We start from the raw sequence: 21,330 nt of genomic DNA on the forward strand, positions 1-21,330 counted from the left end.
AGAATCAGTCCATGTTCAGGCGCTTGCGGATGTCCCGGTCCAGGCGCTCCCATTCCGGAAGGGAGGCTCCGGCCTGGTGCGCCTTGGCGAGGGGGTCACCCCAGATGGCCGTGTATTCAATGGGGCGACCTGCGTTGTAGTCCACCGCGCTGGACGGGATGAAGGAGCCCATGCTTTCCGTGCGGGAGAGGTGGAATTCCACCAGGTCGTCCGGCAGGGTGTAGCCGCGGGCCTTGGCTGCCTGTACTACTTCTTCCATGATGCGGCGCGCCCGGGCGACGTTTTCCGGGTTTTGATAGAGTTCCGCAATGCTGATGCCCCCTAGTGCCAGGCACAGTCCGTTGAATGGGATGTTCCAGACGAGCTTGTACCACTGGATTTGTTCCGCGGCGTCAAAGGCGCGGGTCTTGATGCCGGCATTGGCGAACAAGTCGGAAAGCTGCCGGGCCTTTTCAGAACCTTCCGGTGAGGGGACGAAGGGGGCAAACTGGATGTTGCCGCCTTCCAGATGGTTGACGTGGCCCGGCTCCGCGCGCATGGCGCAGATGAAGCACAGGCCCACATAGATGCGGTCCGCCGGGATGATGCGGGCAATTTCCTCCGCATTTCCCATGCCGTTTTGCAGGGTCACCACGACCGTGTCCGGTCCCATCAGCGGAGGCAGGGCCTTGGCGAACCCGGCATTTGCCGTGCTTTTCCATGCGACCACGACCAGGTCCACGGGCCCGACTTCCGCGGAGTCCCGGTAGACTTTGACGTGGGGCAGGGAGATGTCTCCGTGCAGGCTTTTCACTTCCAGGCCGTGTTCTTTCAGGTAGCCGTATTCCGAACGTACGATGAAGGAGACGTCCTGGCCCGATTCCTGGAGCCTGGCGCCGTAATAGCAGCCGAGGGCTCCGGCCCCCAGAATGGCGATTTTCATGGTGTGCGATGAGGTGTTGTGTCTTGCGTTGAGACTGTTCAGAGCCCCTGGACGTTGCCCTTGTTGTCCAGATAGATGTGCATGGCGTTGGGGGAGACGGGCAGGGCGGGCATGCGCATGATTTCCCCGCACAGGGCCACCAGGAAGCCGGCGCCGTTGGCGATTTCAAAGTCGCGCACGGTAACGGTGAATCCGGTGGGGCGCCCGCGCAGGCGTCCGTTGTCGGAAAGGGAGTTTTGGGTTTTTGCCATGCAGACGGGCAGGTCCGTCAGGCGGCTGGCTTCAAACTGGGCCAGCTTCTTTTTGGCCGCGGGCGTCAGTTCCACGCCGTCCGCACCGTAAATGCTGCGGGCAATGATGTTGAGTTTTTCTTCCACCGGCAGGGCGGATTCATACAGGGGCTTGAAGGGGGCGGAGGGCTTTTCCGCGGCTTGCACTACCATTTGGGCCAGGTCTTTGCCTCCTTCCCCTCCCTGGGAGAAGATGTCCGCAATGGCGCAGGGGATGCCGCGTTCCGCGCAGTGTTCCACGATGGCGTCCAGTTCTTCCCGGGAGTCGTCAAAGAATTTGTTGACGGCCACCACCACGGGACGCTTGTAGTGGGCGGCGGCGTCCAGGTGGGCATCCAGGTTGGCCAGGCCTTTTTTCAGGGCGGCCACGTCCGTGTTTTTCAGGTCCGCCAGGGCGGTGCCTCCGTGCATTTTCAGCGCGCGCGCCGTGGCTACAATGACGATGGCGGCCGGGTCCAGGCCGGACTGGCGGCATTTGATGTCCAGGAATTTTTCCGCGCCCAGATCAAAGGCGAAGCCGGCTTCCGTGACGGCATAGTCGCCAAAGTGCAGGGCCATTTTAGTAGCCAGCACGGAGTTGCAGCCGTGGGCGATGTTGGCGAACGGACCGCCGTGCAGGAAGCAGGGTACGCCTTCCACGGTCTGCACCAGGTTGGGCATCAGGGCGTCTTTCAGCAGGGCCATGACGGAACCGGTGATGCCGAGTTCCCGGGCGAATACGGGCTTGTCGTCTGACGTGAAGCCGATCACGATGCGGTTGATGCGGTCTTCCATGTCCTTGTAGGACGTGGCGAGGCAAAGGCACGCCATGATTTCCGAAGCCGGGGTGATGTCGAAGCCCGTTTCACGCGGGAAGCCCTGCTTGTTAAGCCCCACGATGACGGAACGCAGGGAGCGGTCGTTCATGTCCATGACGCGCTTCCAGGTGACTTTGCGTTCGTCAATGTTCAGCGTGTGGAAGAACATGGCGTTGTCCAGGATGGCGCTGATCAGGTTGTGGGCGGATGTGATGGCATGGAAGTCCCCCGTAAAGTGCATGTTGATTTCATCCGGAGGCGTCAGGGAGCTTTTGCCGCCGCCGGTGGCGCCACCCTTGCGGCCGAATACCGGACCCATGGAGGGCTGGCGGAGCGCCAGGCAGGCTTTTTTACCGATGGCCTGCAAGCCTTGCGCCAAACCGATGGACACGGTGGTTTTCCCTTCTCCGGAAGGGGTGGGCGTGATGGCGGAGACCAGAATAAGCTTGCCGGGAGAGGCCGGCTTGTTGAGTACGTCCAGGGAAATCTTGGCCTTGTTGCGGCCGAAGGGGATCACGTCGTTTTCATCGACGCCCAGCTTGTTGACACAATCGGAGAATGCAGGTGTGACCATGAATGCATGATGACGGAAGCCCCCTCTTTTTGCAAGAAGGTTCATGGGCATTCCAAACCTTGTACAGGGGACCCGCACCGGATGTGCGAATCCGCCTCATGGGCATGCGGCGCTCCTTGCAATTCCGGGGAAAGTCTCCGGGAGCTTGTGGCGGCAGGCTGTGAAAGGACGGGGGAAATCAGGATTGGGAACTCTGTTTCCCCATGTCCAGCACGGGGCGGTAGTGCCCGGTGATGGTGTAAAGGAACAGGCAGTCTTCCTCCTGCGTGCCGCCGCCGATGTTGTGAATGATCAGCGGCGTGCCTTCCTCCGTCTTTTTGTCGGAAACGATGCCGATATGGGGGACCGAGCCCCCCAGATTCCAGGTAACCAGATCGCCGGGCTTGTAGTCCGCCGCCGTTTTAGTGATGGGGACGGACCATCCCCGACGGCTGAAGAAGGTGCGGAGGTTGGGCACCCTCCGGTGGTCAATGCTGCGGTCCGTGGTTTTCAGACCCCAGTTTTTGGGGTATTTGGAGAAGTGGGCCTTCATGTCCTCATGCACGGCTTTTTGAAGGTCCAGGCCAAAGGCCCTCATGGCGCGGATGACCACGTCCGTGCACACCCCGGTTTCCTCGGGAACATCCCCGCCAGGGTAGGGAATGGACTGGTAGCCTCCGTTGTAGGAGACCGTTACTCCTATCTGTTCGCGCGCCTTGGCGGCCAGCGCAGCGTTGTCCGCCACCAGGCACGCGGAACAGGAAAGGAACAGGAGGGTGAGAAGGGCAGGGATTTTCATGGGGGCAGTTGGGGGAGGCGAAAAATCAGACGAAGCTGGCGAAGCCTATATCCGGACGGCGCTGCATGCCGTCAAATTTGACCTTCTTGGTTTCGTTATGGGCGCGCTGGCGCGCTTCGGACAGGGTTTCTCCCTGCGCCACCACGGCCAGCACGCGGCCGCCGTTGGTCTCAAAACAGTTTTTATCCGCGTTCCATTTGGTGCCCGCATGGTACACGGAGGCGTTCACGACATCGTTCAACCCCTGGATGCAGTCGCCGGAGTGGGAGGTTTCCGGGTACCCCCGGGAGGCCAGCACGCAGCAGACGCTCCAACCGTTTTGGAAGGAGATTTCTTCCGGGGTGAATTCCCCTTTGGCTCCATGAAGGCAGAAAGAGGCCAGGTCTCCGGAGAGCAAAGGCATGACGGCCTGGCATTCCGGGTCCCCAAAGCGGCAGTTGTATTCAATCACCTTGGGGCCGTTAGGGGTCAGCATCAGGCCGAAGTACAGGAAGCCGCGGTAGGGCAGCCCGTTCTTTTTCAGTCCGGCTACCGTGGGGGCCACGATTTCCTTTTCAATGCGTTCCAGCATGTCCGGCTCCACGAGCTGGCGAGAGGCCACGGCGCCCATGCCGCCCGTGTTGGGGCCCGCGTCGCCTTCCTTGAGGCGCTTGTAGTCGCGCGCCGGGCAGAGAATGAGGTAGTGGTCATCCACCAAAGCGCCGAAGATGGATACTTCCGGCCCCGTCAAAAATTCTTCCACCAGCAGGCGCCCTTCACCGAAGCGCCTGTCCGTAAACACTTCCTTCAGGAATGCGTCCGCTTCCTCCCTGGTCATGCAGACGGCCACGCCCTTGCCGGCGGCCAGTCCGTCAAATTTCAGCACGGTGGGATAAACGCCGCCAATGAATTGCTGCGCTTCCTCCAGGGTGGCGGCCACACGGGCCTGCCCGGTGGGTATCTGGTGGCGGAGCAGGAATTCCTTGGCAAATTCCTTGCTGGCTTCCAGCTGGGCGCTTTCCTTCACGGGCCCCCAGCAGGGGATGCCTGCACGGGCACAGGCGTTCGCCAGGCCCTCATCTTTCACCAGATAGCTTTCCTCCCCGGCTACGCAGAGGTCCACTTTATTGGAAACCATCCAGTCGATCAGCGTAGGCAGATCCCTGGCAGGGATGGGGGCGGCCAGACGGTTGATGGCGTCGCTGCCCGGAAAACAGTACATTTCCGGGGCGGAAGGGGATTCCTTGAGAGCCTTGACCAGTGCGTGTTCACGCCCACCTTTTCCAATGACGGCTATTTTCATACGCGGGAAGTATGCCGGGACGGACCTGTTTTGCCAAGCTGAAATGAACGGGGAAGCGCGCTCCGTCAACTGGTGAAGGACGCCGAACATCCAGGACATGAAAAAGCCGCCTGACACGGAGGAAAGGCGGCCTGGAAAAAGAAAGGGAATGCCCTGGAATTTAGAACGGAATTTCGTCGTCCATGTCTCCAAAGTCGTTGGAGGGCTGGTTGTTGGACGGCATGGGGGGAGGGTTGTAGTTCTGGGCCGGGCGGGGCTGGGATTGTCCGTAGTTGCTGGAGCGGGGCGCGCCCTGGGACTGCTGGCGCGGAGCGCCGCCCATGTCGCCTTCACCGCCGCGGGGGAAGAGCTGGATGTTTTCACCGATTACCCGCAGCTTGGTGCGCTTCTGGCCGGAGGCCTTGTCTTCCCAGGAATCCAGCTGCAGGCGTCCTTCTACAAAGACTCCGCGGCCCTTGCTGAGGTAGTTGCCGGCCACTTCCGCCTGGCGGTTCCAGAGGGTAACGTCCACGAAGGTGGTTTCTTCCTGGCGTTCGCTGTTGTCTCCCGCGTAGTAGCGGTTAATGGCAAGGCGAATGTCCGTGACGGCGGTGCCCTTGGGGGTGTAGCGCAGCTCGGGATCAGCGGTAAGATTGCCCATTAAGAAGACTTTGTTGAGATTGGCCATATGGGTGGGTGTTAACGAGGTGTATATGGTAATAGTATGGGAGGGACGCCTTGCCTGTAGGGGCGTGTGGTTGGTCGCTAGCAACTATGGGCCTGCGCGGGCTCTTGTGCAATACTAAATTGCGGAATCGTCCTTCAATCATGTCTCCTTTCTACATTGCATTTGTCATGGAACCGTGAAAACTTTACCTCCATGAGTTTCAAGCAACGACGGCGAAAAGGGCTGTTCCGGGTTTCCTGGGGCATGTGCCTGCTGCTGTCCGTGCTTGTGCACCTGTTTTTACTGGCGGGGAGCTACCTGGTTCCGGAGGAATGGCTGGCCTCCCCGCGCCCCCCGGCAGCGGAGAAGCGGCAGGTGGTGGTGAGTGCGCGCATGGTAAAGAAGGCGGAGGCCCCGCAGGAGGGCAGGAGACAGGCGCCGGAGGAACGCCTGCCTTCCATCGTGAAGGCCAGTGAGGAGCAGGAGAGCGCCACCAGGCCGGAAACGCCCCAATTCCAGAGCAACAGGAATACGCGGGCGGAAGGCGGCCGGAAGGATCCGGACAGCAGCAGGGACATGCCCGCGCAGGACGGCGTGGAGCGTGAGAACGGGGAGATTGTCCTTTTTGACCAGGAGAGGCAGGATGGCGACATGAGCCACGAGCGGGACGGCAACAAGGATGCCGCCCCAGGAGCTTCCGCCAGCGTTCCGCCCCAGCCCCGGGAGCCGTCTATGCCTCCCGCGGGGCATCCGGATTCCATGGACCTTTCCTCCAACAAGACGGGAGCGCCCGGCAAATCAAGCGAGGAAGGGCTGGCCCGGCAGAACCGCCGCACTGCGCAGGAAAGGGCCGTGCAGCTTCCCCATGCGGTGACGCTGCCCCAGCCCGGCGCGCCGGAAAAGCCGGACCCTCTTGAGGAATTGGCCAGGAGCATTGCGAAGGGCGCCGAGAATCCTCCCCTGAATCTTCCGGACCTGAACCTGCCCCCCAATACGCGCCCGGTGCAGAAGCAGCCCCTGTATGACCCCATGTTCAATGCGGAGAGCCAGCCCGGCTTCAAGACCCATGAGCAGAAGACCAAGCAGACGGGCAAATTCAGTTTTGGGCGGCGTCCCACGCTGGATGTGGAGGCCACGCCCATGGGCATGTACCAGGCGATGGTTTACCGCGCCATCGGGGAACAGTGGTACCGCCAGTGTGACTTGAACCGGGACCTGATCGTCACCGGGACCGTGCGCATCCGCATCCTGATCGGCAAGAACGGCAAGGTTTCCTCCATGCGGCAGACTTCCCGCGTGGGGGCCAGCGAGGTGCAGAAGTCCTTCACTTTCCTCGCCATCAAGCTCGCGCGGCTTCCCGCGATGCCGCCGGAAGTGAAGAGCGCGCTCATTGGGGAGTCGCTGGAAATGTACTTCGACTTCAATTTCTAACAACCTACCATCCTACAAACACCATTCACTGATACATCATTATGAACTTTATCAAGGATTGCATCATATTCTTCCAGGCAGGCGGCGTCTTCATGTATCCGCTGGCGGCCTGTTCCGTCCTCCTCATTGCGGCCGTCATTTACCGCATGTTCAATATGAAGAGGAGCATCATCTGTCCCGCCAGGCTGATCCGGGCTGTGGAACAGTACACCGGCGGCACCCTGGAGCGCGGTGAGCTGGAGAAGATCGCCGCGGATTCCAATTCCGTGGAAGGCCGCCTGGTGCTGGACGCCCTGAATTCCCCGCTGGAGGATGAAGCCTCCCTGAAGGAGATGATCCAGGTGAAGGCCCGTGAGGAGTTTGTAATGCTTCAGGCGGGCCTCCCCCTGCTGGACATGATTGTGATGATCGCCCCCATGTTCGGCATTCTGGGAACCGCCAGCGGCCTGGTGCAGATTTTCAGCGTGTTCGGCATGGATGAGAGCCACGGCATGATTGCCCAGGGGATCGCCCAGGCGCTGAATACGACGATTGCCGGCCTTGCCATCGCCACTCCCGCCGTGATCGCCCACGTTTATTATTCCCGCAAGCTGGAGCGCATCTCCGCCTCCATGGAAGTTCTGCTCACGGAGCTGATTTCCTTCCGCTGCCATCATTCCCAACACTGATCCGGCCATGCAGTTTTACCGCAAGAAAGCAAGGAGCATGGGGGTGCCGATTGTCCCCATGATTGATATTTTAACCATTCTGCTCATCTTTTTCATTGTCCATACCCAGTGGAAAAAGCCGCAGTCCCTGCTGAAGATAGACGTTCCCGGCGCGGAATTCATGGAAGGGGCTCCTTCCTCGGAACAGCGGGCCGTGCTGGCCGTGACGGGGGAATCCTCCATTTCCCTGAATGGTAACCTGGTGGAAATGAAGGAACTGGCTGCCGCGCTGGAAGCGCTGAAGAAGGAAAATCCGGAGGTCAAATTACAGCTTGATGTTGATAAAAAGGCGGAGTTTGGCGTCATTGTAGGCATTTGGGATGCGCTGACATCTGTGGGTATTGACGCGGGGGATGTTCCTGCCAGAATAGAAATCAACAAGTCCGGCGCACAGTAAACGCCTTAACATATAACACTTCCCCCTCCCAATGTTATTGGAAATAGCACAGTATGGAAATCCGGTATTGAAGGAAAAATGCCGTCCCGTGGAACATTTTGACGAAGGCCTGAAGGCCCTGGCGGAAAACATGCTGGAAACCATGTACGCCGCGGAGGGAATCGGCCTGGCGGCACCGCAGGTGAGCATTCCCGTGCAACTGGTGGTGATTGACATTCCGCAGGAGGAAGAGTCCGTGACGTGGCTGAAGGTGAACGGGGAAGACAAGAAGTTGTCCGACATCATGCCCCTGATGTTTGCCAATCCCGTTCTGGAGCCTTACGGTCCCATGCACCCCTTCCATGAAGGCTGCCTGAGCGTGCTCAAGATCCGCGCTTCCGTCGTGCGGCCGGATTTTGTCAAAGCCACGGTACTTCTGATAGACGGCAGGGAAGTGACGATTGACTGCAACGGGCTGCTGGCCAGGTGCCTGCAGCACGAATGCGACCATTTGAACGGCATCCTGTTTGTGGAGCGCGTTTCCTCCGCCCAGAAGATTACCCTGCGCAACAAGCTGAAGCGCCTGGCTGTGGAGTATTAGCCTTCCGGCGCGCTGCAAGCTTTGCGGCAGCCGTGAAACCGGATATATCAGAAGGACGGATTTCCTGATTGACCCCGTGCGTTCCGTGAGAACGCACGGGGATTTTTATTGCTGCAAAGGCTTTTGCTGCGCTCCAAACGGGCCAGGGAGGCACGGACCAGGAGGTTAGGAAGCTACCGCCGGAACGGGTTTCCGGGATTCCCGCTTGACCCGGATTTGCAGGTCCGCCAGAGCGTTCATGTAGTAGATGTACGCGTCAAAGGCGGAGGCATACGGGGTGAAGGAGTTTTCCTTCTGCATGTAATGGAAGTGGTCCGCACTCTGAAGCTTGCGCCAGACGTGGGTAAGGTCCTTGTCATCGGCGGCCTTTACCGGTTTTTCCAGCCGGTAGATTTTGCGGATGGCTTCATCCTGCATGACGTTGCCGTTCCAGTGGGACATGGTTCCGAAGGTGGAGCAGGTCATTTCCTGGGTGCATTCACAGACGGAGACGGGTTTGATTTCCTGCACTACTTCAGACGGGGTCATGAACCGGTTGCCCGCATCCACGCAGGAGAGGATCATGGTGCGCCAGAATTCAAAGACGCCCGTAGCGTCGGACTGGCGTTCGCCAAGCGTTTCATAGTCCATGGACAGGGTGGTGACGCTGCCCTGCTGGTGCGTCAGCCAGTCTGCGAAGGTGGTGGGGGGAAGGGGATATTCCGGCCATTCCGGATCGGTCCGCATGATCGCCAGGTCATTGGAGAGTTCCCGGTTGCGGAAGATGGTGGTGGTGTTGTACACCCACGGAGCCAGAAATACTTCATTGCTGGTGAATCCTTTGAGCATGGCGGGGTTGCCGTCCGCCATGATTCCCTTGAATCCGAGCGTTTCCGCCTGCGCCGCAATGGCGTTGGAGTAAAGCATTCCGGTGTTCATCAGCACGTCAGATTCCCGGTGGAAAAGTTTTTTGAGAAGCTCCCGGTGTTCTTCAATCTGTTCCGCGAATTCCTGGGGGGAATAGACGGAGGCCAGGGAGTTGTAGTACGGCATCACCAGAAAGTCCACGCAGCCGGTTTCCGCCAGTTCCTTGAAGGCGGCGATGAGGTCCGGCCTGTGGTACAGGGCCTGTTCCAGAATGACGCCGCTGAGGGCCAGCCCGAAACGGAATTTGCCCTCCGTCAGTTCAATGAGCTGCTTCATCAGCCGGGTGGCCGGGAAATAACAGCGTTCCGCCACCGTGCTGAGCACGCGGGCATTCAGATCGTCATCTTCATAAAAGGCGTGTTCTCCAATTTTGAAGAAATCGTAATGAATCAGCCGATTGGGCTGGTGTGCCACGAAAGTGAGGGAGATATTGCTCATTGGACGGGGGGAGAGGGCTGTAAGTTATCGGGTGGGTTGAAAGGATGGTTTTCAGCGGTTCAGCACATGTTCATAAACCCGGATGACCTTGTCCGCGGCGGCGTCCCAGGTAGAGGCCTTGATGTCCTCCGTGCTCTGTTCCACCACTTTCCGGTACAGTTCCTCATCCGTGCAAAGGTGCACGATGTGTTCCGCCATCTTGTTGACGTCCCAGAAGTCCGCCTTCAGGGCTCCCTTCATGACTTCCGCCACGCCGGACTGCTTGGAGATGACGGCGGGGATGTTGAACTGGGCGGCTTCCAGGGCGGAAAGGCCGAAGGGTTCCGAGACGGACGGCATGCAGTAGATGTCCGTGATGGAAAGCAGGTCATTGACCTTGTCCTTGTTCAGGAACCCGGTGAAGTGGAATTTGTCCCCCACGCCCTTGAACGCGCCGGATTCAATCAACTGGCGGAGTTTTTCCCCGGTGCCGGCCATGACGAAGCGCACGTCGTCCGTCTGCTCCAGCACCTTGGCGGCGATTTGCAGGAAGAAGCCCGGGCCTTTCTGCGCCGTGAGGCGCCCCAGGAAGAGCACGAGCTTTTCCGGGAATTTTTTCTTTCCCTTGAACACCTTGACGGGGTCCGCTCCGTTGTGGATGGGGAAAATCTTGTGGGGGTCAATGGCATAGTGCCCGCTGGCGATGGTGCCCGTGTACTTGCTGACCGGAATGACGGCGTCCGCCTGTTCCATGCCGAATTTCTCAATGTCGTAAATCCAGCCGCGGGCATCCGCTCCGGCGCGGTCAAACTGGGAGGCGTGCAGATGCACCACCAGGGGCTTGCCCGTGGCTTTTTTCACTTCCACCCCGGCCAGGTAGGTCATCCAGTCATGGGCGTGAACGACGTCAAAATCCTGCTGCATGGCCACTTTCACCGCTATTTTGGAGAACTGGATGACTTTCAGGGCCAGATCTCCGGCATAGAGGTCTTCCTTGTTCTTGAAAAGCTGGAGGTCCGCTTCATGAGTCTTGGAGAAGGTGATGCGGCCTTCCTTGGTGAACTGCACCGTGCCGGACTCCCCTTCCACCGTAGTGTAGGGGTCCAGTTCAATGGGGGCGTGCTCCACCAGGGCGAAGCTGTCATAGGAATATTTCTGGTCCACCTGCTCCACTTCCCGGTAGGAGACATTGTTGAGGCCAGTGAGCTGGAACCCGTCGAAAAGGGCGGAGGGATCGGCCTTGGGAACGATCACCCTTAAATTCACTTTTTTTGCCAGCGCCTTGGAAAGGCCAAGACAGGCAATGCCCAGCCCCCCGTTAACCAGGGGTGGGAATTCCCATCCTAATGTAAGAACTCGGATTGTGCTCATTGGTTGATGTGGGTTGTCGGTGTCGGGAAGGATGCGGCGCCATGCCGTGTTGTGCACCAAGGCAATAAAATCAGATTTTTCATGTGTGGTCTAGACGAATATTAGTAATTTTGTCTTAATAATGAAAAGAAAAGCGCTGGTTTAGTTCAATCTTGCGTTCGTCATAAAATGGGTTTAATCTGAATCGAACACCCTTGATACTTTCTTCTGTTTGGCTTCCATGCGTTCCTTTTCCAACATCCCTGAAAAGCGGAAAACGCCTCCTCTCCGGGGGCGTCTGGTCAAGTGGGAGTACACGAATGCCGTTTCTAAAATAACTCTCAGCGTGTGCATTGCGGACGCCGGAATTGTCCGTGTGACGTACTTCACCGGACCGGTGCCGGAGGACGAACCCAGTTATGCCGTGAGCCCCGCGTACGAGGCCCCGGGAGCGGAAATCCGGGAGCATGACGAAGCGGGAGTGCATGTCATTGAAACGTCCCTGTTGCGGATACGCATCCGCACGGAGGAGCAAAAGGTGGATTTTTACGATCTTGTCACGGATGAACCCCTGCTGGCGGATGAAGGAGGCTTTGGCCGGGAGTCCAAGGACTGGACGGGGGACGCCCGCGTGTGGATACGGAAAAAACTCCAGGAAACGGAGCACTTCTTCGGCCTGGGGGACAAGCCCTGCGCCCTGAACCTGCGGGGCAAGTATTTTTCCATGTGGGGGGCGGACCATTATGATTTTCATGAGGAGTCCGACCCTTTGTACAAGAGCATCCCGTTTTTCCTGAGCCTTCGGGACGGGAAGGCGTACGGCCTGCTTTTTGACAATACGTGCCGCTCTTACTTCGACTTCGGCGCCACGGATGAAAAGGTGCTGACCTTCGGTTCATTCGGGGGCCTGATGAATTACTACTTCATTTACGACCGCCGCCCGCTGGACATCGTGGCCGCCTACACCCGCCTTACCGGCACGCCGGAACTGCCGCCGCTGTGGGCCCTGGGCTACCACCAGTCCAAATGGAGCTATTACCCGGACAAGGCCGTGTACAACCTGGTGGAACGGTTCCGGGACCTGGGCATACCGTGTGACGCCATCCATCTGGACCACCATTACATGGAGAAGAAGGAGGGGTTCACGTGGGACAAGTACAATTTTCCGGATGCGGCGGGAATGGTCCGCTCCCTGGAGGAGGACGGGGTGAAGACGGTCCTGATCGTGAACCCCGGCGTGAAGATCAACCCGGCCAATCCGGTCTGGGCGCAGGGCCTGGAACGGAATTATTTCTGCCGCCGTGCGGAGGGCGCCCTTTTGTCGGAGGAGGTCTGGCCGGGGCTTTGCAATTTCCCGGATTTCACGGCCCCTGCCGTCCGGAGCTGGTGGGCGGACCTGTTGAAGCATGACCTTCAGGAGGTGGGCGTGCGCGGACTTTGGAACGATATGAATGAGCCGGTTATTTTTCCGGACCGCACGTTCCCGATGGATACGCGGCATGAATATGACGGCATGCCCTGTTCCCATGAGAAGGCCCACAACATTTACGGGCAGTGCATGGCGGAGGCCTCCTGGCTGGCCATGAAGCGCCACGCGCCGGACAGGCGCCCCTTCCTGCTGTCCCGCGCGGGTTTTGCCGGACTGCAGCGCTTCGCCGCCACCTGGACGGGGGACAACCGTTCCAACTGGGAGCATTTGAAGCTGGCCAACTTCCAGTGCCAGCGGCTTGCCGCCTCCGGCATTTCCTTTGCGGGGGCGGATGCGGGGGGCTTCATGGGCCACCCCACGCCGGAGCTGTTCTGCCGCTGGATGCAGATGGCCGCGTTCCAAGGCCTTTTCCGCAATCATTCCTCCGGGGAATTCGGCGGGCAGGAACCCTGGGTGTTCGGCCAGGAGGTGACCGGATACGTGAAGGCCGCCATTGAAGGGCGGTACCGCCTTCTTCCCTATATTTACACCCAGTTCCGGCGTTATGCGGAAACGGGCATGCCCGTGCTGCGCTCCCTGGCGCTCCAATGCTTTGAGAACCGGGATACCTACTGGCGCGGAGCGGAATACTTCCTTGGAGACCATTTGTACGTTGTCCCCATTCATGAGCCGCAGGAGGGAGGGCGCTTCCTGTACATTCCGGAGGGCGTCTGGTATTCCTACCACACGGACAGCCTGATGAAGGACACCGGAAAGGACGTGTGGGTGAAGTGCCCGCTTTCCTTCCTCCCCGTGTACGTCCGCGGCGGGGCGGTAGTGCCTCATTGGCCCGTCCAGCAGCACGTGGGCGAGCTGTCCAGGCCCCCGCTGGCGCTGGACGTCTGGTGGGCGCCGGAGGAGGAAACAGCCTCCCACCTGTATGAAGACGCGGGCGACGGCTACGGGTACAGGAACGGGGAATGCGCCGTGCATGAATTCCTTTACCGCGGCGGCTCCAGCTCCCTGGAACTGGACTGGAAGTGCGAGGGGGATCCCTGCGCGTTCCATGAGTCCGCGGAGGTGGTTCTGCACGGCCTGCCGGCAGGGATTTTCGTCAGCGCGCTGATGGACGGGATTCCGTGCAGCGGCGTGGCCAGGGACGGCCGGGTGTGGAGAATCCCGGTGAGGGCCAAATTTGAAACTCTTTCCGTAAGCTGGACGGAGGAATAAGACCTTTCCGCAGGAAGGGCGGACGGAAAGCTCAAGGAAGCTGGAAACTGTGCCTGACGGTGTCCCTCTTTAATTTCAGCTCCCGCCATTCATGCGTCAGCGTGGAGGAGGCCACTACGCCGCCCCCGGTGCAGAGCGCGAGCCGCTGCCCCTGCCAGTACAGGGACCGGATGCCCACCAGGCAGAAGAAGTCCCCGTCCTCCAGAAATCCGAAGGGGGCGCCGAAATGGGCCGGGCAGCGGAGGCGTGAACGCCAGTCATCCAGCTGGGCCAGCGTCTTCTCCGTGCGGGGCTGGGACCCCAGGGCCGGGGTGGGGTGCAGCAGCCGTATCCAGTGGTCCGGGGGCATGGGAGCGTCCGCCTCCAGGGTGAGGTACGTGACGAAGTGAATCAGGGTATCCAGGTTCAGCACGCCGCGGGGCGTTCTGGTGACGCTGCCGTACGGGGACAGGCGGGAAAGGATGCTCCCGGCCACGATTTCATGTTCGCGGATTTCCTTGTCGTCATTGATGAACACCCACTCGTCCTCCGGGCGCGCCGTTCCGGCCAGGGCCATGGTCGTCAGGCGGCGGTCCTGCTGGTGGAACAGGGTTTCCGGAGTGGCTCCGCAGAAGCCTTCCCGCTCCGTCCACCAGGCATAGGGGTAATGCACCGTGGAGCCGTTGATGGCCCGCAGGATGAGCTCACGGGGAACATGGGGTGCCTCCATTTCTCCGAACTGGGGCGTGGCGGGAACGCTTTTCACCAGATGCCCGGAAGCGATCTGTTCAATGATTTCCGCAAAAACCTGGGCGTACGCGTCCGGTGACGGCTCCGTCCACCGGATTTCCGGAGCGGGGGGCAGGGCGCCTTCCGGTTCCGGAATGGAGTGGAGGGCGGAGGGTACCTTCCAGGGGTGCGGGTCGTCCAGCCGGAACGTGTTGACGTAAAAGGCGGGACCGTCTTCCGGGGGCGCGGCTGATTCCCGGAACGGCCCGGTCCCGAGGAGCAGTCCGCGGGCAGGGTGTCTGATCAGGGCTCCGGAATTCAGCGTGCTTATGTCCATGCGCGGCCCATCTTAAAATGCCGTCTGGGGGAATTCCAGCCATTTGAATGTTTGTGAGGGCGGGAAGGGAGGATTGGAACTTCAAGATTTTCTTTCCGTCCAACTGCAAAGGCGGTTTCCGGGCCTTCGTGCCTGAATTGTTACCGCAGCGCAGCGGAGGCATGACGGGTAACAGATTTTTTGAAAGAATCCGGGCTTTCACTCCGCATGATATTCCATAACGCCGCCATTGACGGGAACCGCGCGTCATGTCACGTGCCTTCCCCTTTTGAATTGACGGAAAAACGCACTCAAGTAAGCTCTAACGAGCTTCCGCCCATGCAGATGATGACCAGACCAGCACCAGCCGTTTCTTCCGCCGCCGTTCCGGTGAAGACCATGCTGGCGGAGGTTCGCAAGCCGCTGGGGCCTGTGTGGTGGTGCGTGTTCCTTGCCAGCGCCTTGCTGGCGGCGTGGGGCGTGGGGTGGAGTTCCTGGCGCATTGCCGCGGAAGGCGTGGGGGTGCTGGGGCTGAACAATAACGTGGTATGGGGGCTGGACATCGTGCACTTCGTCTTCTGGATAGGCCTGGGCCACGCGGGCACCCTGATTTCCGCCGTCCTGCTGCTGACCCGCCAGTCCTGGAGAAGTCCGATCGCCCGCGGAGCGGAACAAATGACGCTGTGCGCGGTCATCTGCGCCGCCGTCTTTCCCGTGGTGCACGTGGGGCGCGTCTGGATGGCGTGGATGGCCTCCCCGCTGCCGGAGGTGAGCGGCATCTGGCCGGACATGGCCTCCCCCCTGATGTGGGACGTGATGGCCGTCAGCACCTATTTTCTGCTCTCCGTTTTGTACTGGTACATCGGCCTGGTGCCGGATTTCGCCTTGCTGCGGGATTGCTGCACGGGGCGCCTGCGGCGGCGGTACGGCCGTTTGGCGCTGGGCTGGCAGGGAACGGGCCGCCAGTGGCGCGCCTATGAGAAGGCCAGCCTGCTTTTTGCGGCTGTCCTGACTCCCCTGGTGGTATCCGTCCATTCCGTGGTGAGCTTTGACTTTTCCGTGACGCAGGTGCCGGGCTGGCACCAGAGCATTTTTCCCCCTTATTTTGTGGGCGGGGCCATTTTAAGCGGCATGGCCATGGTCCAGCTGATTTTGCTGGGGGTGCGCCGCCTGATGTCCGGCAGCGGCGTCCGGCAGGCCATCACCCCCGCCATTCTGGATTTGAGTTCCCGGTTTGTCCTGGCGCTGAGCCTGGTGATGGGGGCCATGTATCTCTGGGAGCACATGGCCGTTCTGCTGAACGGAGGCGCCCCGGAGCTGTTCCCGGGCAGGAATCCGGTCAATGCCTTATTCATGGCCGCCATGATCTCCGGGAACGTGCTGCTGCCCCAGCTGTTCTGGTTCCGCTCCCTGCGCACCAGCCGCTGGGTGATTGCCGTTGTGGCCCTGGGCGTGCTGGCGGGCATGTGGATGGAACGTTTCTGGATTGTCGTGAATTCCCTGAAGGCGTCCCTGCTGGCCGCCAACATAGGCGATTATTCCCCCAGCCTGACGGATCTGGCGATGATGGCCGGGAGCGCGGGGCTGTTCACGGCCCTGTACATGGTGCTGGTGCGCGTGACGCCGTTCTTTTCCCTGTGCGACGTGCGGGAACAGCAGTCCCTGAACAAGGAGGGCGGCGCATGAAGAAGAGGCGCATCACCTCCGGCTGGGTGCTTTCTTTCCGGTCGGAAGAAGACCTTTACCAGGCCGTCAGGAAGCTGGTGAAGGAGGAAGGCGTGCATTGGGAGGTTTGCGCGCCCTATCCCTGCGCCGCCGTGCGGCTTGCCAACCGCCATGCCGGGAGGGCCGTGGGCGCAGGCGTGCGCCTGTGGGCCGTGGCGGGCGCCCTGTGCGGGTTCCTGGCTGTGGCGCTGTGGCTTTACTGGACGCAGTTCCGTGCGGACCCCCTGGTGACCCAGGGCAGGGTGCAGGGCTGGGATAACTGGCCCGCGTACGTTCCGCCCCTGTTTGAAGGGACGCTGCTGGGAGCAGGGCTCCTGACCGCCGCCGGATTCCTGAAAGGGGCCGTCCTCCCCAGGTGGAACGACTGGGCGTTTGAATGTGACTTTTTCAGAACGGACGAGCACGGGGACGGTTACTTCATTCTGCTGGAGGGCGGCAGGGAAGGGGCTTCCGCCGCCCTGGCCGCGTCCCTCTTGCCGGAGGCGAGCGAACATGTCCATGCGGAAGGGGGGCCGTCATGAGAGGCGGCGTGGTGGCGGTCGCCGCCCTGGCGGTGCTGGGGGCGGCCTGGTTCCTGGTGCGGGACGGCGGTGGCAGGAATCCCGTTCCCCATTTGTTTGACAATATGAACGAGCGTCCGCTGGCGGACGCCCAGCAGGTGCAGGAGCCCGTCTTCACCCCCGCAGGCCGCAATGTGCGCCTGACGCCGCCCCGCGCCGTGGCCCGCTCCCTGGGCGGGGCGCCCATGGAGCGCGGGGGCGGCCGGGATTCCTTTGCCGCGGACGGCTCCTATTTTTCTTCAGGCCGCATGCAGGGCGGGGAGGAGGATTCCATGCCTCTGGAACTGGGCGGCGTTTCCCGCAACCGTGATGTGCTGGCGGAAGGCCGCGCGCTGTATCTGGCCCACTGCGCCGTTTGCCACGGAGCGGATGGCAGCGGGCGCGGCAGCATGGCCGCCTATGACACCTACCCGCAGATAGGCTCCTTCCGGGATGAAAAGTATGCCGCCTATTCTCCCGGAAAGATGTTCCGGAGCATCCGGCTGGGGCAGGGGAACATGCCCGCGTTCGGGAACATTCTCACAGCGCGGGAAATCTGGTGCCTGGTGGCGTTCATCCGCCAGCTTCAGGCGCTGCCGGGTCCCCCGGAGGAGCAAAACTTGATGAAACAGGAGGAACACCGTCCATGAACAGAAATACATCATCAACCGGAACGGAACGCCGGGACAGGCCGGGATTCGGCTGGGCCGGGCGTTCCGCCGCCCTCGCCCTGTGGATCATCTCCGTCCTGCTCTGGTGCGTGCTGATGCGCCAGTCCTTCACGGCCATGCCGTGGGATGACATGACGGTAGCCGGGGAGCGGCTCCAGGAATTGAGAAAGCCGTTTGCCATCGCCGGAATGGCCGTGGGCGTCCTGGGGGCCGGAGTGTGCCTGGGCACGCTGTTCTGGCTCTGCCTGTCTTCCGTGACGGGCGCCCGCTGGGGCATTGAACTGAGGCGCGTGCTGGCGGCGGGATGCTGGGGCTTCCTGCCCGGCGTTCTGGTGCTGGCGGGTACGGCCGGCTGCCTGACCACCGTGATTTTTCCAGAAGCGGCGCGGTACTGGGGCGTGGCGGATGTTTCCCTGCCCGGCGTCCAAGCCTTCGGCGTGCTGGATTTGACGGATGCCTCATGGTGGAATCCGGCGTGGCTGTATGTGCGCATGGGCATCATGGTGGTGCTGGCCTGGAGCATGGCCCAGGTGTGGGCCGTGCTGGCCGCGGAAAAGGAGGTATGGCAGCCCTCCTTCCACAGGGGAGCGGCGGCCTTCTGCATGATTGCCGCCGTCATGGTGCTGGGCGTGCTGGGCTTTGACCTGCTGGGAGGCGTGGGGAACCCCGTTCTTTCCATGTTTCCCGTGTACATGATTGCCTGCGTCCTGCTGGTTTCCCTGGCCTTCGCCGTGCTGGCCGCCGCGGGATTGAGGAAACTGGACGGGGGGAAAGGCCTGCCGTGGCCCCGCCTGGGCGGCATGCTGATGGCCATGGTGCTGGTGAAGGCGTACATCACGTACTCCCAGTACATGATTACCTGGTACGCCTCCATTCCTGATGAAATGGCCTTTTATGACGCCGCATCCTCCGGCTGGTCCGGGCTTCTGCCCGTGGCGCTGGGGCTGGAACTGCTGCTGCCCTTCCTGGTCCTGCTCTTTCCCGCGTTGAGGCGCCGCCCGTCTGCGCTGGCCGCTGTCAGCGTCTGTATTCTGCTCGGTTCCCTGCTGGAAGCGTGCTGGATGTTTGGCCCCGGGCTGGGGCTGGCCCCGGATGCGTGGGGAACGTGGGTCCCCCTGGTCCTGCTCCTGGGGGTAATGGGCTCCATCTGCTGTTTTTCCTTCCTGGGGGCCTTGAGCGTCCGCAGGGTATTTCCCGAATCACGATGAACCTTTCCGCCTCCGTTTCCTCCCTGTTCCGCCGCCGTCCGGGCGAGTGGCTGCCCCTGTTCTGGCTGGCGGCGGCCTGCGTGCTGGGGCTGGCGTGGTCCCTGGTCCATGCCTCCGGACTGGTGGCGGGGGCTCCGCTCCCCTGGCCGGCGGGGCGGCTCATGTTCGCCTTTTACGGCGCCCTGGTGTACGGCTGGGCTCTCCCCGTCCTGTTCTCTTTCATGGCGGGACCTGGGGGGCGATGGCTGAAACCCGCGGAATGGCTCTGGCATGCCTGCGTCCTGCTGGGGCTGGGGACGATAGCCGCGGGAGACGGGAGCGGCCTCCTCCTGATGCCTTTTGACTGGTGGGTTTGCCCGGTTTTTGCCCTCCTTTCCGCCGGAATGGCGTGCGCCGCGTGGTTCAAGCCCTTTCCCTGGCCCGTGCGCCTGCTGTTCAGTTCTTCCGCGGGTTGCGTGGCGGCGGCTCTCCTGATGCTGGGGCATACGCAGGCCCTGTCCATGAACGGCTTGCTGGACGCCTCCTCCCTGGGCGGCTCCCTGTCCTGCGGGCTGATGTTTGCCGCGCTGGGTGCGGCGGCCCTCCGCATGAACGCGGCGCAGGGCCGGATGTTCCGCATTTTGTCTGTCTGGATGGCCGTGGTGTTGCTGGCGGCTCCGGTGATTGGCGGCCTGGCGGGACTCCGCGGTTTTCCGGTGCCGTGGGCGCTGGTGGAAGCGGGAGCGGTCTGGGCCTGGTGCGCCGCGCTTCCCGCCGTGCTGATGGCCGCAAGGCTTTGGATGAAACCGTGTCCGGAACCGGGAATGGGAACTTGGCTGAAAGCCGGCTGCTCCGTGCTCGCCTTGCTGGCGGCGTGGAATGTTCTCTCCGGCTCCTGGCCGGAACTGATGCAATTCTCCCTGTCCGCGTGGCATGAGGCGGAATTATGGGTGATGCTGGGCGCGGGCGTGCTGATGATGGCCGGGAGGAAAGGCCCCGCACGGTTTCCCGTGGCATGGTGGCTGTTTTCTGCGGGCGTTTGCGGCGTGCTGCTGGCTTATGCCGTGGGCGTGGTCGCCGCGGTGGACGTGCAGGCCTTTCCCGTGGCCCGGAGAGCGGAATTGATGAGCGGCTGGGTGGGCATGGCGGCCTGCGTCCATGCCGCCGCCATGGCGCTGTGCCTGGCGGGGAGTCTTTGCCTGTGGCGTCCGGCGCGTGCGGAGGCCGGAGCGCCGGAAACGGGAACTCCGGTGACCGGGCGCCTTTTTTCCGTCTTTACCGTTTTTGCGGCGCTTGCGCTGGTGACGGCCGCCGCCGTGCTGCTGCATGCCCCGGCCCCGGATTCCCTGGAGGTGAGGCGGCCCGTCCAGGACGCGGAAGGAGCCCGGATTTATGCCGCGGAGGGGTGCGCCCTGTGCCATACGCAGATGATCCGGCGTTCCATGTCCGGCAGGGACTGGCAGACGGCGATCGACCGCGGGACGGACCCGGATTTTCCCTACCGCGTCAGTGAACCTGAAGACATGGATGCCGAATTCAACAGGGAAGGGGCTCCGCAGGCCGGCGTGGCGGCCATAGGCCCGGACCTGAGCAATGCGGCGGAATACGCCGCCGGAAGGCTGGAATATGAAGACGCCGTATCCGGCGGCACGCTCCGGGCCGCGCAGGTGCGGGAATGGCTGGCCCTGCATCTGTACAACCCGCGGGAAGCGCAGTTCAAAAAGCCCTGGACCGTGTGCCCCGCCATGCCCGGCCTGTTTGAGGAACGCCCGGTGGAGGGGAATGCCCCTTCCACGGCTGCCCTGCCTGTCCGGATGGAGCAGGGCCGGGAGCTGGTTCCGTCCCCGCGGGGAGAGCGGCTGCTGAACTACCTGGCTTCCCTCCGGAGAGTGGAGCCCTCCGTGAAGCGTGACCGGATCCATTCCTTCCCGGCCTTGTCACACATTCATCCGGATTATGCCGCCCATCCTCCCGCCGTGGACATGGAGCGCCTGAAAAAGGCCCGTGCCGCCGCTGTCATGGAAAAGGGCAGGGGCGTGTACCTTTCCAAATGCGCCATCTGCCACGGTAACGACGGCATGGGGGACAAGGTGACCTATCCGCCCCTGGCCGGGTCCGAATGGCTGAAGGAAAAACCTGACGCGGAAATCGTGAAGATCATCCTCCAGGGGCTTACCGGACCGATCACGGTGAACGGGAAGGAATGGGATTCCACCATGCTGCCGCCCGGCGTTACGGATTCCCGTGACCTGGCGAACCTGCTCACGTTCCTGCGCCGCCAGTTCGGCGGCCTGGAAAAGGCGGCCTATACGCCGGAACAGATAGACGCCATCCGCCGGAACCCTATGAACTGACGGAAAAGGAGAGCGGCCGGACGAGAGCGGCGGCCTTGAAGGAATGACGCCGTTCCTCAGGGAACATTGCGGTCTGCCGTTGCCTGGATATGGAGCGTCAGCCCTTTTATTTAAA

18 protein-coding genes are annotated in these 21,330 nt (G+C 61.5%); 10 read left to right on the plus strand and 8 right to left on the minus strand.

The features are described from left to right. Positions 1–4: 4 nt before the first annotated feature. The 5 genes from HHJ06_RS05090 to HHJ06_RS05110 form a co-directional block, all read right to left on the minus strand. A complete protein-coding gene (locus tag HHJ06_RS05090) occupies positions 5–922 on the minus strand; it encodes a 2-dehydropantoate 2-reductase (RefSeq protein WP_215428205.1) in 918 nt (305 codons plus the stop codon). 38 nt (positions 923–960) lie between these two features. Continuing rightward, a complete protein-coding gene (locus HHJ06_RS05095; RefSeq protein WP_251841426.1) occupies positions 961–2,583 on the minus strand; it encodes a formate--tetrahydrofolate ligase in 1,623 nt (540 codons plus the stop codon). Between the two features lie 178 nt (positions 2,584–2,761). Next, the gene (locus HHJ06_RS05100) at positions 2,762–3,361 is read right to left on the minus strand and encodes a DUF1287 domain-containing protein (protein WP_215428210.1); all 600 of its coding nucleotides are present in this window, start codon (positions 3,359–3,361) and stop codon (positions 2,762–2,764) included. A 25-nt stretch (positions 3,362–3,386) separates the two neighbouring features. Next, positions 3,387–4,643 (minus strand): phosphoribosylamine--glycine ligase, encoded by a 1,257-nt coding sequence (gene purD / locus HHJ06_RS05105; protein ID WP_215428212.1) that lies wholly within the window; start codon positions 4,641–4,643, stop codon positions 3,387–3,389. Between the two features lie 160 nt (positions 4,644–4,803). Beyond that, on the minus strand, positions 4,804–5,310 hold the full coding sequence (locus HHJ06_RS05110; RefSeq protein WP_215428214.1) for a single-stranded DNA-binding protein: 507 nt from the start codon (positions 5,308–5,310) through the stop codon (positions 4,804–4,806). A 192-nt stretch (positions 5,311–5,502) separates the two neighbouring features. On the opposite strand from HHJ06_RS05110, the gene HHJ06_RS05115 reads away from it, so the two are divergent. Genes HHJ06_RS05115 through def form a run of 4 tightly spaced genes read left to right on the plus strand, consistent with a single transcriptional unit; the run spans position 5,503 to position 8,404 of the window. Beyond that, positions 5,503–6,720, plus strand: coding sequence for a hypothetical protein (locus HHJ06_RS05115; RefSeq protein ID WP_215428216.1), 1,218 nt, complete (start codon positions 5,503–5,505; stop codon positions 6,718–6,720). Positions 6,721–6,761: 41 nt separating this feature from the next. Further along, on the plus strand, positions 6,762–7,388 hold the full coding sequence (locus HHJ06_RS05120; protein ID WP_215428218.1) for a MotA/TolQ/ExbB proton channel family protein: 627 nt from the start codon (positions 6,762–6,764) through the stop codon (positions 7,386–7,388). Between the two features lie 37 nt (positions 7,389–7,425). Beyond that, entirely contained in the window at positions 7,426–7,824 is a 399-nt protein-coding gene (locus tag HHJ06_RS05125) for an ExbD/TolR family protein (RefSeq protein WP_286010589.1), read from the plus strand. Between the two features lie 31 nt (positions 7,825–7,855). Beyond that, positions 7,856–8,404 (plus strand): peptide deformylase, encoded by a 549-nt coding sequence (gene def, locus HHJ06_RS05130; protein WP_215428222.1) that lies wholly within the window; start codon positions 7,856–7,858, stop codon positions 8,402–8,404. A gap of 165 nt (positions 8,405–8,569) precedes the next feature. Here the strand turns inward: def and HHJ06_RS05135 are convergent, their stop codons facing one another. After that, a complete protein-coding gene (locus HHJ06_RS05135) occupies positions 8,570–9,748 on the minus strand; it encodes a glycoside hydrolase family 57 protein (RefSeq protein ID WP_215428224.1) in 1,179 nt (392 codons plus the stop codon). A gap of 51 nt (positions 9,749–9,799) precedes the next feature. Next, on the minus strand, positions 9,800–11,098 hold the full coding sequence (locus HHJ06_RS05140) for a glycosyltransferase (RefSeq protein ID WP_215428226.1): 1,299 nt from the start codon (positions 11,096–11,098) through the stop codon (positions 9,800–9,802). 220 nt (positions 11,099–11,318) lie between these two features. On the opposite strand from HHJ06_RS05140, the gene HHJ06_RS05145 reads away from it, so the two are divergent. Continuing rightward, a complete protein-coding gene (locus tag HHJ06_RS05145; RefSeq protein WP_215428228.1) occupies positions 11,319–13,715 on the plus strand; it encodes a glycoside hydrolase family 31 protein in 2,397 nt (798 codons plus the stop codon). A 31-nt stretch (positions 13,716–13,746) separates the two neighbouring features. On the opposite strand, the gene HHJ06_RS05150 is transcribed toward HHJ06_RS05145, so the two are convergent. Then, positions 13,747–14,760, minus strand: a complete 1,014-nt coding sequence (locus HHJ06_RS05150; RefSeq protein WP_215428229.1) for a chorismate-binding protein — start codon at positions 14,758–14,760, stop codon at positions 13,747–13,749. Between the two features lie 324 nt (positions 14,761–15,084). On the opposite strand from HHJ06_RS05150, the gene nrfD reads away from it, so the two are divergent. The 5 genes from nrfD to HHJ06_RS05175 are packed head-to-tail and all read left to right on the plus strand — an operon-like array spanning position 15,085 to position 21,215. After that, positions 15,085–16,425 carry an NrfD/PsrC family molybdoenzyme membrane anchor subunit gene (nrfD, locus tag HHJ06_RS05155; protein WP_215428231.1) on the plus strand — a complete coding sequence of 447 codons (1,341 nt, stop codon included), beginning with the start codon at positions 15,085–15,087 and terminating at the stop codon, positions 16,423–16,425. Next, the gene (locus tag HHJ06_RS05160) at positions 16,422–16,985 is read left to right on the plus strand and encodes a quinol:electron acceptor oxidoreductase subunit ActD (RefSeq protein ID WP_215428233.1); all 564 of its coding nucleotides are present in this window, start codon (positions 16,422–16,424) and stop codon (positions 16,983–16,985) included. Before nrfD ends, HHJ06_RS05160 begins: the two co-directional genes overlap by 4 nt. After that, positions 16,982–17,653: a c-type cytochrome gene (locus HHJ06_RS05165; RefSeq protein ID WP_215428235.1), complete on the plus strand. Its 672-nt coding sequence runs from the start codon at positions 16,982–16,984 to the stop codon at positions 17,651–17,653. Before HHJ06_RS05160 ends, HHJ06_RS05165 begins: the two co-directional genes overlap by 4 nt. Further along, positions 17,650–18,882 carry a hypothetical protein gene (locus tag HHJ06_RS05170; RefSeq protein ID WP_215428237.1) on the plus strand — a complete coding sequence of 411 codons (1,233 nt, stop codon included), beginning with the start codon at positions 17,650–17,652 and terminating at the stop codon, positions 18,880–18,882. Before HHJ06_RS05165 ends, HHJ06_RS05170 begins: the two co-directional genes overlap by 4 nt. Further along, positions 18,879–21,215, plus strand: a complete 2,337-nt coding sequence (locus HHJ06_RS05175) for a c-type cytochrome (protein ID WP_215428239.1) — start codon at positions 18,879–18,881, stop codon at positions 21,213–21,215. Before HHJ06_RS05170 ends, HHJ06_RS05175 begins: the two co-directional genes overlap by 4 nt. Positions 21,216–21,330 lie beyond the last annotated feature (115 nt).

The sequence above is a fragment of the Akkermansia muciniphila genome, from assembly GCF_018709685.1.
Lineage (GTDB): Bacteria > Verrucomicrobiota > Verrucomicrobiia > Verrucomicrobiales > Akkermansiaceae > Akkermansia > Akkermansia muciniphila_E.